Source organism: Paenibacillus sp. 1182 (genome assembly GCF_017833915.1).
In the GTDB taxonomy this organism is placed as follows: Bacteria; Bacillota; Bacilli; order Paenibacillales; family Paenibacillaceae; genus Paenibacillus; species Paenibacillus polymyxa_D.
On sequence record NZ_JAFICR010000005.1, the window covers coordinates 248731 to 266069 of the forward strand.

15 protein-coding genes are annotated in these 17339 nt (G+C 41.9%); 8 read left to right on the forward strand and 7 right to left on the reverse strand.

The window, feature by feature from the left end:
- Nucleotides 1–551 precede the first annotated feature (551 nt).
- The 5 genes from JOD82_RS12550 to aiiA all read right to left on the reverse strand — a co-directional run bounded on the left by JOD82_RS12550 (nucleotide 552) and on the right by aiiA (nucleotide 5072).
- Nucleotides 552–1163, reverse strand: a complete 612-nt coding sequence (locus tag JOD82_RS12550; protein WP_069010905.1) for a TetR/AcrR family transcriptional regulator — start codon at nucleotides 1161–1163, stop codon at nucleotides 552–554.
- A 158-nt stretch (nucleotides 1164–1321) separates the two neighbouring features.
- The gene (locus tag JOD82_RS12555; RefSeq protein WP_069010906.1) at nucleotides 1322–1513 is read right to left on the reverse strand and encodes a hypothetical protein; all 192 of its coding nucleotides are present in this window, start codon (nucleotides 1511–1513) and stop codon (nucleotides 1322–1324) included.
- A gap of 29 nt (nucleotides 1514–1542) precedes the next feature.
- Complete coding sequence (locus tag JOD82_RS12560; RefSeq protein ID WP_069010907.1) at nucleotides 1543–2931, reverse strand: Asp-tRNA(Asn)/Glu-tRNA(Gln) amidotransferase GatCAB subunit A; 1389 nt, start codon at nucleotides 2929–2931, stop codon at nucleotides 1543–1545.
- Nucleotides 2932–2976: 45 nt separating this feature from the next.
- Nucleotides 2977–4314 carry an MFS transporter gene (locus tag JOD82_RS12565; protein WP_280921447.1) on the reverse strand — a complete coding sequence of 446 codons (1338 nt, stop codon included), beginning with the start codon at nucleotides 4312–4314 and terminating at the stop codon, nucleotides 2977–2979.
- Nucleotides 4314–5072 carry a quorum-quenching N-acyl homoserine lactonase AiiA gene (gene aiiA, locus JOD82_RS12570; protein WP_029515914.1) on the reverse strand — a complete coding sequence of 253 codons (759 nt, stop codon included), beginning with the start codon at nucleotides 5070–5072 and terminating at the stop codon, nucleotides 4314–4316. Before aiiA ends, JOD82_RS12565 begins: the two co-directional genes overlap by 1 nt.
- A gap of 1095 nt (nucleotides 5073–6167) precedes the next feature.
- On the opposite strand from aiiA, the gene JOD82_RS12575 reads away from it, so the two are divergent.
- The 4 genes from JOD82_RS12575 (at nucleotide 6168) to JOD82_RS12590 (ending at nucleotide 9524) form a co-directional block, all read left to right on the forward strand.
- Complete coding sequence (locus JOD82_RS12575; protein ID WP_209949377.1) at nucleotides 6168–7325, forward strand: serine hydrolase domain-containing protein; 1158 nt, start codon at nucleotides 6168–6170, stop codon at nucleotides 7323–7325.
- Between the two features lie 81 nt (nucleotides 7326–7406).
- Nucleotides 7407–8741 carry an erythromycin esterase family protein gene (locus JOD82_RS12580; RefSeq protein ID WP_069010912.1) on the forward strand — a complete coding sequence of 445 codons (1335 nt, stop codon included), beginning with the start codon at nucleotides 7407–7409 and terminating at the stop codon, nucleotides 8739–8741.
- A gap of 324 nt (nucleotides 8742–9065) precedes the next feature.
- Entirely contained in the window at nucleotides 9066–9344 is a 279-nt protein-coding gene (locus JOD82_RS29180) for a 3'-5' exonuclease (protein ID WP_080658578.1), read from the forward strand.
- A gap of 6 nt (nucleotides 9345–9350) precedes the next feature.
- On the forward strand, nucleotides 9351–9524 hold the full coding sequence (locus JOD82_RS12590) for a DUF3970 family protein (protein ID WP_080658577.1): 174 nt from the start codon (nucleotides 9351–9353) through the stop codon (nucleotides 9522–9524).
- Between the two features lie 239 nt (nucleotides 9525–9763).
- On the opposite strand, the gene JOD82_RS12595 is transcribed toward JOD82_RS12590, so the two are convergent.
- Nucleotides 9764–10336 carry a DinB family protein gene (locus JOD82_RS12595; protein WP_069010913.1) on the reverse strand — a complete coding sequence of 191 codons (573 nt, stop codon included), beginning with the start codon at nucleotides 10334–10336 and terminating at the stop codon, nucleotides 9764–9766.
- Nucleotides 10337–11079: 743 nt separating this feature from the next.
- On the opposite strand from JOD82_RS12595, the gene JOD82_RS12600 reads away from it, so the two are divergent.
- The 4 genes from JOD82_RS12600 (at nucleotide 11080) to JOD82_RS12615 (ending at nucleotide 16058) form a co-directional block, all read left to right on the forward strand.
- Nucleotides 11080–12063 carry a LacI family DNA-binding transcriptional regulator gene (locus JOD82_RS12600; protein ID WP_029515909.1) on the forward strand — a complete coding sequence of 328 codons (984 nt, stop codon included), beginning with the start codon at nucleotides 11080–11082 and terminating at the stop codon, nucleotides 12061–12063.
- A gap of 198 nt (nucleotides 12064–12261) precedes the next feature.
- Nucleotides 12262–13497, forward strand: coding sequence for an MFS transporter (locus JOD82_RS12605; RefSeq protein ID WP_029515908.1), 1236 nt, complete (start codon nucleotides 12262–12264; stop codon nucleotides 13495–13497).
- An 11-nt stretch (nucleotides 13498–13508) separates the two neighbouring features.
- Entirely contained in the window at nucleotides 13509–14990 is a 1482-nt protein-coding gene (locus JOD82_RS12610) for a glycoside hydrolase family 32 protein (RefSeq protein ID WP_069010914.1), read from the forward strand.
- A gap of 627 nt (nucleotides 14991–15617) precedes the next feature.
- Nucleotides 15618–16058, forward strand: a complete 441-nt coding sequence (locus JOD82_RS12615) for a MarR family winged helix-turn-helix transcriptional regulator (protein ID WP_069010915.1) — start codon at nucleotides 15618–15620, stop codon at nucleotides 16056–16058.
- 271 nt (nucleotides 16059–16329) lie between these two features.
- Here JOD82_RS12615 and JOD82_RS12620 read toward each other — a convergent pair whose 3' ends face one another.
- Nucleotides 16330–17304 carry a bile acid:sodium symporter family protein gene (locus JOD82_RS12620; protein ID WP_029515905.1) on the reverse strand — a complete coding sequence of 325 codons (975 nt, stop codon included), beginning with the start codon at nucleotides 17302–17304 and terminating at the stop codon, nucleotides 16330–16332.
- Nucleotides 17305–17339: the final 35 nt, after the last annotated feature.

The following is a 17339-nucleotide window of genomic DNA, read 5'->3' on the forward strand; positions in this document are numbered from 1 at the left end:
TATGGTATTATCGATATCGAATCCAAATTACGATCATAATTGATACTTTTCGTAAAGGTGGTTTGGTTATGGATTGGAGAAGTTGGACGTGGAGTTTGGAAGATGAGTTAATAAAATCCCCAAGTGTTGTACAAATCTCTTCAACTGCAATTTTGGAATACATAAGATGAAAACCTGCTTGTTCTCCATGGATTCTCAGGCTACTAAGCCTGCTGCTACGAAGCCTACAGGAAGTAGACGAAAGAGCGCTGCTGATGATAAGAAGACCGAATAAGGAGAGCGTGCCATGGAAGTCCGATCCGGACAATTCGCGTAGCAGCCATTGGCAGAAAAAAAGGGTTGTCCCATAAGTCATAAAAATGACTAGGGACGTCCTGTTCTCCAATTGTAAAACAATAAGAAACCGTTCCTGGGTAAAATGGAGGTACCACCCGACCATTTGAAAGGATATGGTTTCTTTGTACATTCAATATACCATTATGAGATAAAAAGAGGAGTTACGCAGGACTATTCCTCATCCATGTTATGTGGCTTTGTGGCCAGCCCCTCAATTAATGTCTATTAGCTCTTAAACCTTCAATAAATATGCGGTGTAATCCATCAAGAACTCGTTGGCTTGTAAAGCCCTCATCTTGGAGATGGTAATCGATATTGTGAAGCACGGCCAGCAGGGCTTCAATAGTATATGAAATGTCCACCCCGGATACGTCTCCCTGTTCAACGGCCTCATTTAGCAGATTTCTGCTTATATTGCGCATCCATTGACATAACGGGGATTGTAACGGACGATGCCCGGTTGAGGCCCGGCTGACCTCACAGAGCCAAGGAACTTTCGCCTCTAAAAAAGAGACATATCTTACGATTACATGGTAAAGCCGGTCCAAGGCAGCGGTTTCTGGGGATTGATCAAGAAATGCTTGAACTTCATCAAACAAAGGTTGGTATTCTTCATACGCGATCTCCTGACATATGTCGCCCTTATCCGAGTAGCGGCGGTATAGGCTTGCTTGTCCTACTCCAGCAGTCTTCGCAATCTGATGCATATTGACATTGTCAACGCCTTTTTTGATGAAAAGTTCTCTAGCCGCCGCCAAAATTCGTCTTCGGTTTAACTCCTCTCTGGGAATTTTCAGAGAGACAGATTGCGATTCTGAATTCACCATAAACATCTCCCTTCATCATTAATTTAACTGTTATTTAACACGAAAAACGGACAATATGTCCGTTTTTCGTGTATAGGACATGTTGTCCGTCTTCATAATTATAATACATTTCGTGAAAAATTAAAAATACATTCATTTGGGTGACCGATGAGCTTTTTTTATCTCTTGGTATAGTGCTTTTTGTAAATTGGAGGCAAATGCGGTTCAATGCCCGATAGGTCCAGTTCCTTTAAACTTGCGATCGTATGAATAAACTGCTCGTATGCTTTTTTCTTGTCGCTCGTCGTATCTGTTCCGGTTTCGGTTGATGCTCTCCTGCTAACTTCAGAGTTAAGTTGCTTTTGATCCATAGATTACCCTCCATCAAATATAGTCAGGCTTACAAATCCGGATGTCTCTTGTGCCAGTCTGTATTCATTTCATAAGTATTGCCGATACCTAGTACTGTCGCTTCTTCGAAGGGGCGGCCAATCAATTGCATATTAATCGGCAGACCGGAAGGTGAGAAGCCGCAAGGCATGCTCAAGCTAGGCAAGCCAGTCAAATTGGTCGGAACCGTAAATGAGTTCAATCTGAATACACTAGCTTCATCATCTGCACGCGGCGCAGTGATCGGTGTTGCCGGCGTCAACAAGATGTCGATTCCGGACAATGCATTCAAAAAATCATTGACAATTAGTTGCCGGGCCCGCTGAGACTGAAGGTAAATGGAAGCCGGAATATCTCTACTGCTTTCAAGAAACATTCGGACGTCCGGTCCATACTGTTCCAATTCTGTCTCAAGCCACTTCTCGTGGTACGAGTACATTTCCGTCATCATAATGGCCATCGTCGCACTTCTAACATGTTTGATCAGGGGCAGGCTAACTTCGATGATTTCTGCTCCCAGTTCTCGGAATTTATTGATAGCGGCCTTCATCGCAGCTTCCACTTCTGGCATCAAATCCTCGTAATAGTAGCTTGTCGGCAATCCGATACGCACACCCCTGAGACCATTCGGATACATCTTGATACCTGGCGCAGGCAGATCGACAGTCGATTCATCCTTTGGATCGAAGCCAGACATCACATCCAAGCACAGGGACGCATCCATGACACAGCGGGTCAACGGACCCGAGTGGTCCAATGACCAGGCCATTGGAATGATACCATACCGACTGACCCGACCGTACGTCGGCTTCATCCCTACGACACCGCACAAAGCAGCGGGTATGCGGATCGAACCTCCGGTATCCGAGCCTGTGCCCAGATAAGTAAGTCCAGCCGCTAAGGCAGAAGCCGAGCCGCCGCTTGAACCTCCCGTTACAAGTTCAGTGTTCCACGGATTGAGACAAGGACCGAAGTGTGGGCTAGTTGTTGTCAATCCCGCAGCGAACTCGTGAGTCTGTACTTTGCCTAGCAGAACTGTTCCAGCCTCATGTAGCTTAGCTGCAACCGTCGAATCGTAATCGGGGACGAAGCTGTTCAATATTTTTGAACCGGCAGTTGTTCGGATCCCTTTAGTGTAATATAGATCCTTATGAACGATGGGAATCCCGTGAAGGGGCCCTTTGTACCGACCATGCATAATATCGCGTTCCGATTGCTTCGCTTGTTCAAACGCCAGTTCGGACGTTTGGGTAACGAAAACGTTCAGTTTCGGATTCAAACGTTCGATGCGGTGAAGCGCATGTTCTGTAATCTCTACCGGGGATATTTTCCTTGTACGGATCCTCTCGGCCAGCTCATGAATAGCAGCAAAGGACAGTTGGAAATTTAATTTACTCATCTATTCATCCTCCGTATCTTTCGGACATGTCGTAAGTCTACTAAACTAATTACCATAGCTTCCGCTAGGATTTGCTTTTCTTGCGAATAAGTATGTCAGGATTGCCAACAGGGAAATGGTAAAATAAACAACAGAAAAAGGCATCTTTAGATCAATCAGTCGGCCGACCAGCGCAGGGCCGAATGCTCCGCCTAGGAGATAGGCCAGTGTGAAAATACCCATCCCCACACCCAGCTCAGCCGAACGGAGTGTCGTCGAAACTAAATTGCTGCTAGAGGTGAGGACACCGTTGAATCCAATCATAAGGATAATGATCAATAAAGCGTCGATCCATGGCGGCAAATGTACGGATACCCCCAGTAGTATAAATCCGCTGATGACGAGACTTTGCGATATGACAAGCACACGGGAGCTTCCGAAACGATCTGTCCAACTTCCGATCCGGGATCCGAGCAAGGCTGCACAGGCGGCACCGGGAAGCATCAGCAGACCGATTTTACTAGTTGGTAAATGAAAGGAATTCTTCATCATGACAGGAAGAGTAAAGGTTAACCCCGTGTTGCATACGAAGGTAAGGAATCCAATCCCTAGAATTCGTCGGTAAGGAGCATTTTTCATGAAAGATGCATCGATAAATGGATGTTCTTTTTTCTGAATATGAGTACCGAACCATAGAAGAACTGCTGCTCCTGCAATGAGCATAAACCAATAGTTCGTAACCCCTAGCAATACCAACGCCAGTCCCGCGGAGAACAAAACAGCTCCGAGAAAATCGAATGAACCGCGGTCGTGTTTCTTGTCAGGAACATACTTGAATATCAAAGGGATAACAAATAGGCTCAGACTGGACACGATGAACAAAGCACGCCAGCCAAAGTATTGCTCTACGAAACCGCCGAACACAGGCCCGAAGCCGGAAGCAAAGGCAATTGTGGCGGATAAGGTTCCCAGCACCCGTCCCTTGACTGTAGGCTTAAAATACAGGGTTACTGCCGCATAAGACAGGGGAGAGATGGATGAGGCCCCTGCTGCCTGCAGTAGTCTTCCAATGATGACTTGCAAGTATGAAGCTGCAAAAAAGCCGATCATAGAGCCGAAAGCTAAAAGGATTAAACCAATGACATACAGCTGGCGAAAGGAAAAGGACTCCGTTAACTTGCCGTAAGTACCGGCGCCGATAGCCATCAAAATGCTGTAACCGACCATAACCCAGCTCACCTGCGAGGAGGTCAGGGCAAAGTCAGCGGAAATCGAAGGTATAGACAAATTAAACATGGTCATATTGATGTTTCCGAAAATAATGAGCAAGCAAAGTGTCCCCATTAATTTCCGCTCATTGCCGGATAAAGCCATTGATTGAGTATCTATAGCCTGTCTCTCCATTACAGGAAGTCAGGAAAGGTGCGGCATTTTTGCGCCTGATCTCTATCGTGTCCCAAGAAAACATAGGACGGCCGAACATCCTGAATTAACTCCTGCATGCGAGTAATCGATTTGGCAGCCATCTCTTGATCGAATGTCAAGAACGGTACGCTATTCTCGAAGTTCTCCCGAGTATAAGCAACATCAATTGTCAGTAGCACTGGACCCGACTTTTCCGTTGTGACAAGGACTGATTGATGGCCAGGGGAATGACCCGGAGTGAATAAAATTTGAACCCCCGGAATCAATTCATGGTCACCCTCAATGATTTGATATTGTAAATCGGGCAGCCTGCACTCTAATGGAGAGTAATCCTCATTGTTTATGGCCGCATCATACTCTGCCCTTTGAATAAGGATCGGCGTATTGCGGAAATGCCCGTTTCCCCCAGAATGATCCAAGTGTAAATGGGAGCTAATGACCATTTGAATATCGTCAGGTCGATAACCGACACGCTTTAACACATTTACGATCGAGTCGCCGTCAGACATGTTGGGGACGACGCGCCCTTCACGTCTAGTCCCCTTGTAGTAATCGGGATTGTTGATAAAAGCGTCGGGCATTCCCGTATCGATGAGTATCGGCCCGCTGGTCGTTTCCAATAGAAAAGACCACACAGGCATTCCGACTAATTTCCCGGGGGCAAGGGTTCGATTAACTGCCGATTGATCTAGGAAACATTCACCTACAGATAAAAAATACAATTTTTTGATATGCATCCCAGTTTCACCCTTCGTATTATAAATTCGGACAGTTTGTCCGTTTTGTTTTGATTATATCGGACAAATTGTCCGATGTCAATTTGTCATCGGCGGTTGGGCATCGGCAAAAGCCTTACACCTGCAACAATACGCCAAGCTAAAGAATGTCGCCTAGGTGGAGTGCAAAGAAACAACGGGGCTGCGTTTGTACCAAATGCTAACGAGAGCACGACAGGAGATTACTGTTGTAATCTATAAAAACAAGGATATGCTGAATGCCTGTTTGAAGATAATGGGCTTAAAATGATTGATTGTAGTCAGGAGATAACAATGTTTCGGTTCAGCCATCAATCCGGCGGTAGAGGAGAACATCCGGTTTGAAGTGTTGAGAAATGAATCGGGATTTGAAATTAAGGTTTTTGATCGATTGGTAAAGTTAGATAAAGAACCTTTTTCGACTGTAGATCAAGGGGACTGACCCCATAACGTGAGACAAATCAAAACACCTTCAAGAGAATCAAGCCATGTCGTAAGATATGGAGATAACCTTGGAGGTGTTTTTACGTTGGCAACGAGAGTGAGTTACCCCCTAGAAAAATGCAAGCGATTGAATTGAGATTGGCAAGAGTTCCGGTAAGAGAGGTTATGGAGCAACTGGGAATACGAATAAGACACAGCCAAATCACCAGCTTCACTGATAGCGACATCTGGATTGAGATATTCACTCCGAATAATATTAGGATTTTTAATAGTGTGACATTTTGACACTACCGTATGTGACAGAAAAATACTTAGAATCATAGAGGCAGTTTAACACATTAACAATAAACGAGGAGGAGAGATTTTCATTGTGTATGATAAAAAATAAAGAGGCGTGAAAGGGGAAACAGGTATGACCTATTTATGAAAAACAATCCAGTAACAAGAGTGTTTTAAGGAAAATAAGTAATTTCTAGGGTTAACATACATGTGGAAAAAAAGGAATTTACCGTTTGTTAGGACACAATAGCGTTTGTGAAAATAATAATGAGTAAAGATAATTGCAAATCCACTCTTGCCCTAAAACAGCAAATAACTGCCGATACAATATGAATAGAGGAGAAGAATATCTTTATGAAAAAGCATTGTCAAATTGCATCTACAGGTTTAGTCCTTTTAATGGCTGGAAGTTCTCTGTTATACACAACACCAACCTCAATTGTAAGAGCGGAGTCCATTCAAAATGTATCTAGTCCGTTACAAACAAGCACTCAAAGTGAACGTAATTCCGTCAAAGAGGCAATGCGGGATACATTGCAACTTGGATATCCTGGGATACTTGCTAAAACTTCTGAGGGTGGAAAAACATGGAGTTATGCCGCTGGGTTAGCGGACCTGAGCACCAAGAAACCAATGAAAACAGATTTTCGCTTTCGCATTGGTAGTGTAACGAAGACATTCATTGCAACAGTTCTACTTCAATTATCTGAAGAGAACCGCTTGAATCTAGACGACTCCATTGAAAAATGGTTACCTGGTGTCATTCAAGGAAACGGATATGATGGTAACCAAATTACTATCCGGCAGATATTGAATCATACAAGTGGTATCGCTGACTATGTAAATTCAAAAGACTTTGATTATACGGATACAAAAAAATCGTATACGGCTGAAGAATTCGTAAAGATGGGGATTTCTCTTCCCCCAGACTTTGCCCCAGGAAAGGGTTGGTCTTATTCAAACACAGGATACGTAATACTGGGGATCCTTATTGAAAAAGTAACTGGAAACAGCTATGCGGAAGAGGTTGAAAATCGGATTATTGAACCGCTTGATTTGTCAAATACATTCCTACCTGGCAATTCAAGCGTGATTCCAGGCACCAAGCATGCCCGTGGCTATTTCCAACTAGACAGAGCAAGTGAGCTAAAAGACGTTACTTATATTAACCCAGGTAGCTCGGATGGAGATATGATTTCTACTGCTGACGATTTAAACAAATTCTTCTCTTACTTACTCAGTGGTAAATTACTGAAGGAACAGCAACTAAAACAAATGCTTACTACAGTTCCTACAGATAGAGAAGGAACCGGATATGGTCTTGGGATCTTTGAAACTAAGCTTCCAAACGGTGTCTCGATATGGGGACACAAAGGTAGAGTTCTAGGGTTTACCACTTTTGCTGGTGGCACACTTGGAGGCAAGCATACATTGGTCGTCAATTTGAACAGCTTTAAAGCTGATAGTCCTGATCCATTTAAAAATATTTTACTTGCTGAATTTAGCAAGTAGGAAAAAAAGAAAAAAATGGTTTAAACTGGGCTCCTTAGAGCATGTCAAAAAACTAACAAGTAAGTATTTTAGGAGGGTATTATGAAAAAGAAAATGATTATTGCACTTGGTGTTTTTGCTATAATACTGACTAATTTTGTAGGAAGTACTTATGCAGACTCGAAAACAGGAGTTTCTGTTACAGCTCCCTACAATACAAATCAAATAACGGAATGGTTAGAAATGCATGCAAAGCCTTTAAAAACAACTAATCCAACTGCATCTTTTAATGATTTAAAACCACTTAAGAATATGGTAGGTTCAGCTTCAATTGTAGGTTTAGGTGAAGCTACGCATGGGGCTCATGAAGTTTTTACAATGAAACAACGCATTGTTAATTATTTAGTATCTGAAAAGGGATTCATCAACTTAGTTTTAGAAGAGGGATGGGACAGAGCTCTGGAGCTTGATCGATATGTTCTTACTGGTAAGGGAAACCCAAGCCAACATCTATCACCTGTATTTAACACAAAAGAAATGTTAGATCTACTTAGTTGGATTCGACAATATAATGCTAATCCAGAACATAAATCTAAAGTGCGTATCATTGGGATGGACATTCAATCAGTAAACGAGAATGTTTATAATAATATAATAGAATATATAAAAAGAAACAATTCAGATCTTGTGCCTAGAGTAGAAGAGAAGATAAAAGGTCTCATTCCTGTAACAAAGGATATGACTACTTTTGAGGGCCTTACAAAAGAAGAAAAAGAAAAGTATATTTCAGATGCTAAACAAATCAGTGCTTTATTAGAACAAAATAAAAGTTATCTGAACGGAAAATCCAAAGAGTTCGCATGGATAAAACAAAATGCTCGTATTATTGAACAGTTTACTACAATGTTAGGAGGAACATCCCCTGATAAACCATCGGATTTTTATTTGAAACATGATATTGCAATGTATGAAAATGCGAAGTGGACTGAAGAACATTTAGGGAAAACCATAGTTTGGGGACATAATGGACACGTTTCGAAAACAAATATGATTCCATTTATATACCCTAAAGTAGCTGGGCAGCATTTAGCAGAATATTATGGAAAACGGTATGTATCTATTGGAACATCAGTTTATAAAGGACAATATAATGTTTATAATAATGATGGTGAATTTGGCCCATATGGAATATTAAAATCAGATGATCCAAACAGTTATAATTACATTTTTGGACAGGTCAAAAAAGATCAATTTTTTATTGATTTACGTAAGGCGAACGGAGTGACAAAAACTTGGTTAAACGAACAACATCAAATTTTCGCTGGAATAACTAAAGAAGGCCCTGCTATACCAAAAACTGTTGATATATCATTAGGTAAAACGTTTGATATACTTGTTCAAATTCAAAAAGTGAGTCCATCTCAACTACATCAATAAATTTGTAATAATGTGGCTTAACGAAGTGTTGTATTGATGATAGTGTTAAGTGTCAATAGAGGTGTTTAAAAATGTCAGCTAGGTTATTCCATTAAAAGATCATTAGATGGAATAAATGTTTTCGAATTAGAGACGATGTTGGGTAGAAGCACATTATTATCAAGTTAACAAAATAAATCCGAATTGAAACAGCCTCTATCCTGCAGGTTCAATCTGACTGAGCACAACTTGCACGAGTCTGTTCATTTGTATCGGGTCTGCCCAAGGGCAGACTCTTTTTTGTACAAGAAAAAGTCCATCTTATAATCGTCAGCTTGGTTTTTTGTGAAAATAAGAGAAACAACTAGCAGCAATACAAAAAGCTCGAACCGTTCAGTTAGCCAAAGAAAATCAGAATATATCATTTTAGATGTGAAAACCACCGGTTTAGATGGCGACTCTGAGATCGTAGAGATTGCAATTATTGATCTTGACGAAAATCCTCTTTTTGAAACGTTAATCAAGCCGGTATCCCTCATTCCAGAAGAAGCGACCGCCATCCACGGAATCACAAACGAAATGGTTGAAAATGCTCCAAGCTCATCGCTAAAAGAAGAGTTGTAAAAGAGGATGCTAAAAATACGGGTTGAAGGAATACCTGAAGAGATTGATCAGTTTTTGGAGCACTTCGAGGACTATTACAGAGTGCTGAAGCGTTCAAAGGCTTATCAGAACAGAAACAGTGAATATGTTCGTGTTTATGTTGATGTAAGCAGTCCAAACGATCAGCCTCTAAAAGCTTAGAGGAAACAAATTGCGGTTTGTATCAATTTCGCTGGTATTACCCCATTTTAACGTACATATTTTTATATATTGATAAAAGAATCAAAATTACAAATGTTGGATTTCGGTATACAACTTTATTGTCCGAAGAAAATAAAGTTTTAGACTGATCCGATAAATGCAACAGCGGCAGATAAGGACGCGAAAATAAATTCCTAGACTGGCCGCTGTTGTGGTCAACATTCAACTATCGTGTCCTGTTAGCCTAATAACTCTGCAGTTTGTAAGAAAGCGTCCAGCCGCTCCTTTTGAAGAAGATGATGACGGTAATGCATCTCCACCATCGTGAACCATTCGACCGCGTTTAACGCGCCGAAGGCTACAGCCGGATGAGTCGCCTTTCGCTGCAGCCGCTCTGGGTCTATGTTCTGTAGCGACGCCCCAATCTCATGCATGCGGCGCCTTGCTTCCTCCAGCTTGGCGACAAGCTGCTCCTTGCTTTCTGGCTGTGGGGGCGTATATTGCAAGTCGGCCGGTACCTGAATGCGAACCGGTGGGAAGCTCCCTTGCTCAAACACGGCATGGCCGGCCTCCGTCTTCCCGTCGCCCTCCTCGTTGCCGCCACCCAGCGCCATGCACTGCTCCGCAAGACGGAGCTGCAAGTTCATCGTGGAATGGGGCAGATGCAGGTACATTTGCCCAAGCGACCATTCGTTTTCGCTTGGCTTGCGACACAGTTTCGCCAGACTATACTTGTCCAGCTCCCGAACATAATGCTTCGAAATCTCGTCGAACCTTACCAAAGTATCCTTAATCCCTATGTTCTTGTTCATCAAGATCATCTCCTCGAATACTGAATTACTCTCATCATATGAGAGGGTTCAAGAAAAAAGCATATTCGTAGTTTATATCTTCAATACTTTATTTTCCAGTCTAAGACTATATTTTCTAATTACACGGGCGCAGTCGCTAGCGCGCCGATCGCAAAGCTGGACTTCATTCCGGAAGAGCTGGAGAGCGCAACTGCAGCCGCGCATGCGGGCCACGCGTCGCCAGTCTATAACTTATCTCAGTCTAGTTCTTTAATGTTTAGTCTAAAAAATTATTATTCGCTAACAATTGACAATGAAGAAGTAGTACAACTTCGAGTCAATGAGTTTCCATTAATTATGAAAATGATCGTTGAATTATCATCTGACATGCATCTGGGGAAATGAGACTGCTTAGGCTTTAGTTTTCCATTATCATTAAAATTGAAATGATCTTATGACAGAGCCTATTAAGCAGTGGCACGATTCGACGAAATGGTTACAGCCGCAGGCAATACGGTGTAAGCTTCTTCAGGAGGGTTTTTGCTCATTTCTATGATGTAATGATCAACAAATTCGCTATCATATCAATATCCTTGTTTTTTAGCGTCTTCTTTGACCAGTTCTTCTGTCGCCAAGGAGATTCTTAGAGGGAGACAAATCTGAAGAATAATCCATAAGAATGCTCAAGCATGTTTTTTAACATTTAACCATGTTAAAATGAAAAAAATTAGAGATATGGCATGGAGAGAAGGCAGGGAGAATCAATGAAACCAAAACTTAACGATGTTGCACAATTAGCAGGAGTTTCACCGACTACGGTTTCTCGCGTACTTAATAATCGTGGCTATATCAGTCAAGAAACGAAGGATCAAGTTCATAAAGCGATGCAAGAGCTAAATTACTTTCCAAATGATGTGGCTCGGTCATTATTTAGTAAACGAACAAATCTGATTGGATTAATCATTCCAACTACAAGCAACCCATTTTTCGGAGAGCTGACTTTTCATATAGAGAATATTTGTGCGTCATTAGGCTATAAGCTGTTGCTTTGTAACAGTTTGAATCAGCTGGATAAAGAGGAATCATATGTGGATATGCTTATGCGAAATCAAGTTGACGGTATTATCGTTGGTACACACAATCGGGGTATCGTAAATTATGAACAGAAGAACATTGCCGTCATTGCGATCGATCGCTTCCTATCCGATTCAATCCCAGTTGTAGGATCGGATAATTATATGGGTGGAAAACTGGCGTCAGAACTACTTATTGAAAAAGGGTGCAAGCATATCTTACACATAAATGGCCCTGTTGAATTGGAAACACCAGCAAGCTTAAGAAGAAAAGCATATGAAGATGTGATGGAGCAGTATGGTCGAAAGGCAATTACCTATGAAGTACATGATCCCTTCCACCAACAGAATCACGACGAACCGATTAAACGCTTGCTCGATGAACATCCTGAAGTAGATGGATTGTTTGCGAGTAATGACTTGGTGGCTGCGTCTTTTATTGCTAAAGCAAGAAGAAGAGGAAAACGTGTTCCTGAAGATATTCGCGTAATTGGATATGACGGAACAGAAACAACCCGCAATCTTCTCCCTGAATTAACGACAATTCAGCAACCAATACAGGAGATTGCCAGATCTTCCATAGAGTTACTTATTAAAGAAATTGAAGGTGGATTCAGTGATGTCCCGCGAGAAACCTATCTACCAGTGAAACTGATTGAAGCTAGTACGGCTTAATACAGTTTCCATAGTTTTCAGCATTGTGATAGAAGGTGGAGCTATCCTTATTAGAGTAATTGAAATCAAGAGGAGAGCTCTTTTTCTTTCGAAAATATGTCAAGCGGTTGACATATGAAAGCGGTTGACATATAATCGATCTGTAAATACGAAAGTGCTTTCATTTACATTAAATGTTCAACTTGAGGAGCGTTCGATATGAGAAAGTCAAAGAGCATGTACTGGAAACTAAGTGCCTATTTTTTCTTTTTCTTCTTTACTTGGTCAGCAAGTTATTCATTGTTCTCCATCTGGCTAGGGCAAGAAATCAGTCTGAATGGTGCTGAAACAGGTGTTATCTTTACTGTAAACGCTATCTTTGCGCTATGTATGCAACCGCTTTATGGCTATATATCTGATAAAATCGGATTAAAGAAGCATATTTTATTTCTAATCAGTTCTTTGCTCTTATTTGTTGGTCCTTTCTATATCTTTATCTATGGGCCGTTACTTCAATACAATGTATTTCTCGGTGCCATTGCAGGTGGATTATACTTGGGTATTTCTTTTTTGGCAGGGATTGGAGCCATCGAATCTTATGTCGAGAAAGTCAGCCGAAAATATGACTTTGAATACGGAAAATCTCGTATGTGGGGCTCGCTAGGTTGGGCAGCAGCAACGTTTTTCGCTGGTCAGCTCTTTAATATCAACCCTAACATTAACTTCTGGATTGCATCAGTATCTGCTGTCGTTCTGTTTATCATTATGATGACAATTAAAGTTGAAATGACAGATTCCGAGATGGAGCGAGCAGAATCCGTTAACTTTAAGCAAATCGGCCATTTGTTTGCAAATAAGCATTTGTGGTTCTTCATTTTATATGTTCTTGGTGTTACCTGTATTTACAATGTGTATGACCAGCAGTTCCCGAATTACTTTTCATCGACGTTCTCAACGGTTGCATTAGGCAATCAAGTTTACGGTTACTTAAATTCCCTACAAGTGTTCTTGGAAGCAGGCATGATGTTCTTAGCGCCTTTCATTGTCAACAAAATTGGAGCAAAAAAGGGTCTAATATTGGCAGGGTTCTTGATGGCGTTCCGGATCATGGGTTCAGGCTTAGTTATTGGACCTTATGGAATCTCAGCTATGAAATTGATTCACGCATTGGAACTGCCAATCATGCTGATCTCCGTATTTAAGTACTTGGCTGCAAATTTCGATACGCGTCTGTCTTCGATCTTGTATCTGGTGGGATTCCAGTTTATGAGTCAGGTAGGAGCTTCGATCTTCTCGCCAATCGCCGGTATGTCTTATGACATTAGAGGTTTTGCAAATACGTACGTGATTATGGGTGTTTTCGTATTTGTCTTTACAACAATCTCAATCTTTACCTTAAAGAAAGAACCGAAAAAGCTGGATCCCAAGCCTAACAAGCATATTGAAACAGCATAGGAGGAAGAAAGATGAACACATATAATAACAATACGAAGCAAGCTGAGGAAGCATTGAAACAGGCAGAAGCGAAAATGAACAAGCGGTACCGATTAGGTTATCATATTATGGCACCAGCAAACTGGATTAACGACCCAAATGGATTAATTCAATTCAAAGGTGAATATCACGCCTTCTATCAGCATCATCCTTATGATGAGAACTGGGGCCCAATGCATTGGGGCCACGTGAAGAGTAAAGACCTTGTACATTGGGAGCATTGTCCGATTGCATTAGCGCCTGGAGATGCGTGTGACCTTGATGGTTGCTTCTCAGGAAGCGCAGTAGATAATAACGGCGAACTGACATTGATCTATACTGGTCATCACTATATTGATCAACCAAACAATATCTTTTTCCAAAATCAAAATGTGGCAGTAAGCACAGATGGCATTCATTTTACAAAACTAAGGCAGAATCCCGTAATCGCTGAACCTCCGACTGATAGCTCACAGCATTTCCGTGATCCGAAGGTATGGAAGCATGAGGATACATGGTACATGATCCTAGGTAACAGCACGAAAGAAGATCTGCCGCGTGTTATTCTATATACATCTCCTGATCTTAGGACTTGGACCTATCATGGTGTGCTTCTGCAGGGAGATAAGAATATGGGCTTCATGTGGGAGTGCCCTGATTTCTTTGAACTGAACGGTAAGCATATATTTATGTTCTCCCCACAAGGTATTGATGCGCAAGGAGATAAGTACAATAACTTGTTCCAGACGGGATATTATGTTGGCGAATATAATTATGATAGTAATGAATATAAGCATGGAGAGTTCATCGAGTTGGATACTGGTCATGACTTCTATGCGGTTCAAACTTTTCTAGATGATCAAGGTCGCCGCATAGCGCTTGGTTGGATGGATATGTGGGAATCGGATATGCCGACGAAAGCAGACGGCTGGTGTGGAGCAATGACGATCCCGCGTTTAATTACGTTGGGTGACAATAATAAAGTACTGATGACTCCAGTTGAAGAAATGAAGTTACTTCGTCAAAGTAAACATGTTTTGTATCAATATGGCGCTATTTCTGGAAGTTACTTCAAGGAAGTTGAAGAGGACTTGCTTGAAGTTAAGGTAGTGTTCGACCTCACGAAGTCAAGTGCAGACCTGGTAGGCTTGAAGTTTCGTGGAGCAGGTCGAGAAGAAACGGTTATCACATATTCTATTCCGGAGCAGAAACTAATGCTTAATTGTTCTAAATCAGGTAAAAAGACAGATGGAGTACGTCAAACAGCCTTCAATGCTGAGGGACAGCTGACATTGCATGTATATCTGGATCGTTCATCCATTGAAATGTTTGCGAATGAAGGGCAAGCTACGATGACAAGTCGCATCTATCCGAGTGAGAAATTGCTAGGCATAGAAATCATAACAGAGGGTGGAGAGGCGCTAGTAAATGGGCTGACATATTGGAAATTGAAAGATATATGGCAAGCCGAATAATTCAATGAAAAGATTGCAGTTCATATTATGTATACAGTAAAAGGATATGGAATCTATATATATCTTGATAGAGTGGCTGAAGGGGGGAATTCCCAAGGGACTGGTTCGAGAAGTCTTCAGGGTTCAGGCCAAGAGTTTTATTTGCAAAGTTCACCTTATTAAGTTGCTTCGAAACAAAAACAATTAAAAATAACACTAACAAGTCGACACTGGATATGCAGTGTCGTCTTTTTGAAAGGCTACATGTGAAAATTTGTTGTCTGACTTCCTTTTGCTACGATCTACGTTGTTCTTCCATTTCGTCATGATGTTGTTACCGCTCACTTGAAAATGCTATTCCTTTACATTCAACAGGTCGATTATGGTTAGATACCACCATGATTGACGTGTTCTTTTTTTGATATATTCGCTTTCTCACATTTTTAAGATTAATTGCAGCAATGTATGTACATTGGAATATAGTTACTGTCAATAAAATCGCCACTCTGAAACGAGAACCATTATGCTGCATTTGCATGCTGGTTCGGTGACGACGGATTGTAATATTCAAAATAGGGTATGGGTTTTGACCATTCCATTTAAGCTTGTTACAATAGGATAAACTTAGTGGAAATACTTTAATATAGAATGGTGTGGTCTAACTTGCAACATGAAAACGAACTTTTGGATGTATGGTTGTCTTTGTCTCACATCCATTCCACTTTAAATGATAAGTTAGAACAAGCCCTACTACAAAATTATGATTTATCTTTGAAGGAGTTTTATGTTTTGGGTTTCATATCCAATTCTGAGGAGAAAAAATTACGACTGCAGCAACTTCAAGAATTGGTGGGTTTAAGTCAGAGTGCGACATCGAGACTCGTAGTTAGAATGGAAGCCAAAAACTGCGGGGCTTTAGAAAGACATACATGCGAGGATGATCGACGAGGTGTGTATACTCGGATTACGGAATTAGGTGAAAATAAATTCCAGCGTGCACTTCAAACCTTTAATCAGGTGTTACAATCAGAACTTCAGAAAGATGGAGTGAAGTCACAATTTCAAAATCTTACGCAAAAGCTGTTTTAGACTTTGCGACCTGTGTATATCGTTCTTAGTTTCCTTAGGGTAATATATGGCTTGAACGTTGTGCCGCGAAAGGCTCTTTACGGAAGCTAAGTTTATTACCCTACACGATTCAATAGTAATGTTATGAAGTGGAAAGTGACCATTTGCATGATTGCACATGCATATTTAAATTAGACTTTCAACCATGTACGTATAGAAACGCCCTTCCGAAACTAACTCCTCCTCATAAGGAGGAGTTTTATCATCTGGAACCACCGCTAACCCCCTTTGCTTAAGAAACAGAGGCCGTATTGCGCTTTTCCTTGGCGTTGCCGCGGTCGCGACGACTCAGCAGAAACCCGACCAGAGATGCTGTGGATTGTTGGAAAATCATCCCCAGTACAACGGGCAATGCTACCGGGGCCGGGAAATAGGTGATGGCAAGCACGGCTCCCGCGCTAATATTGCGCATGCCGCCGTTAAAGACAAGCGCCGTACGGTCTGCATTATTCCACCGCATCAGTCCTGATATCAGATAACCGATCGCATATCCAGTGGAGGCAAGGACGATTATGGATAGGCATACTCCGACAAGCTTAAGATTAAAATCGACCAGATAAGGCGCAATGACAGATCCGTTAATCATGACGACAAGAGCCATAGCCAGCTTGGAGAACGGTCCTAGCCGTGGTCCCCATACCTGCTTGATCTTCCCTTTGGTCCATTCGTTCAACACCATGCCGATTAGCGAAGGAACGACAATCATCCAGAATAGGCTCTGCATCATCGCCCAGGTATCGAGCTGCACATCCGCTCCGATCAGTAGGGACATGATGCCCGGCACGGCAAATGGGGCCAAAATCGTATCAATTAAAATGATCGCCAATGTCAGCGCTGTATTGCCTTTATAGATGTTGACCCACACGAAGCTGGAAATGCCCGTAGGGATAGCTGCACCAAGAATAAGTCCAGTAATCGTGTAAGGATCATCACTGAAGGCCAGATGTCCCAGCATCATGGCGAGAAGCGGCATGGCCAGGTGAAGAATAAACAGACAGGCGATCAGCGGACCAGGATGCTTGATCACATGGACAAAATCCTTAAACCCCATACTGATGCTGCCCGCGAAGGTCATGAATGCAAACAGCCAGGGAGAGAGTTCGGTATATTCTGACAACGGCGTACCGATTAGGACGCCAATTAGAATGCTGATTGGTGTAATTAGCGGCATAGCTGCATTTAGTCTACGATTCAACGTGAGGAGCATACAAAACTTCCTTTTTTAACCTTAAGTATAGACCT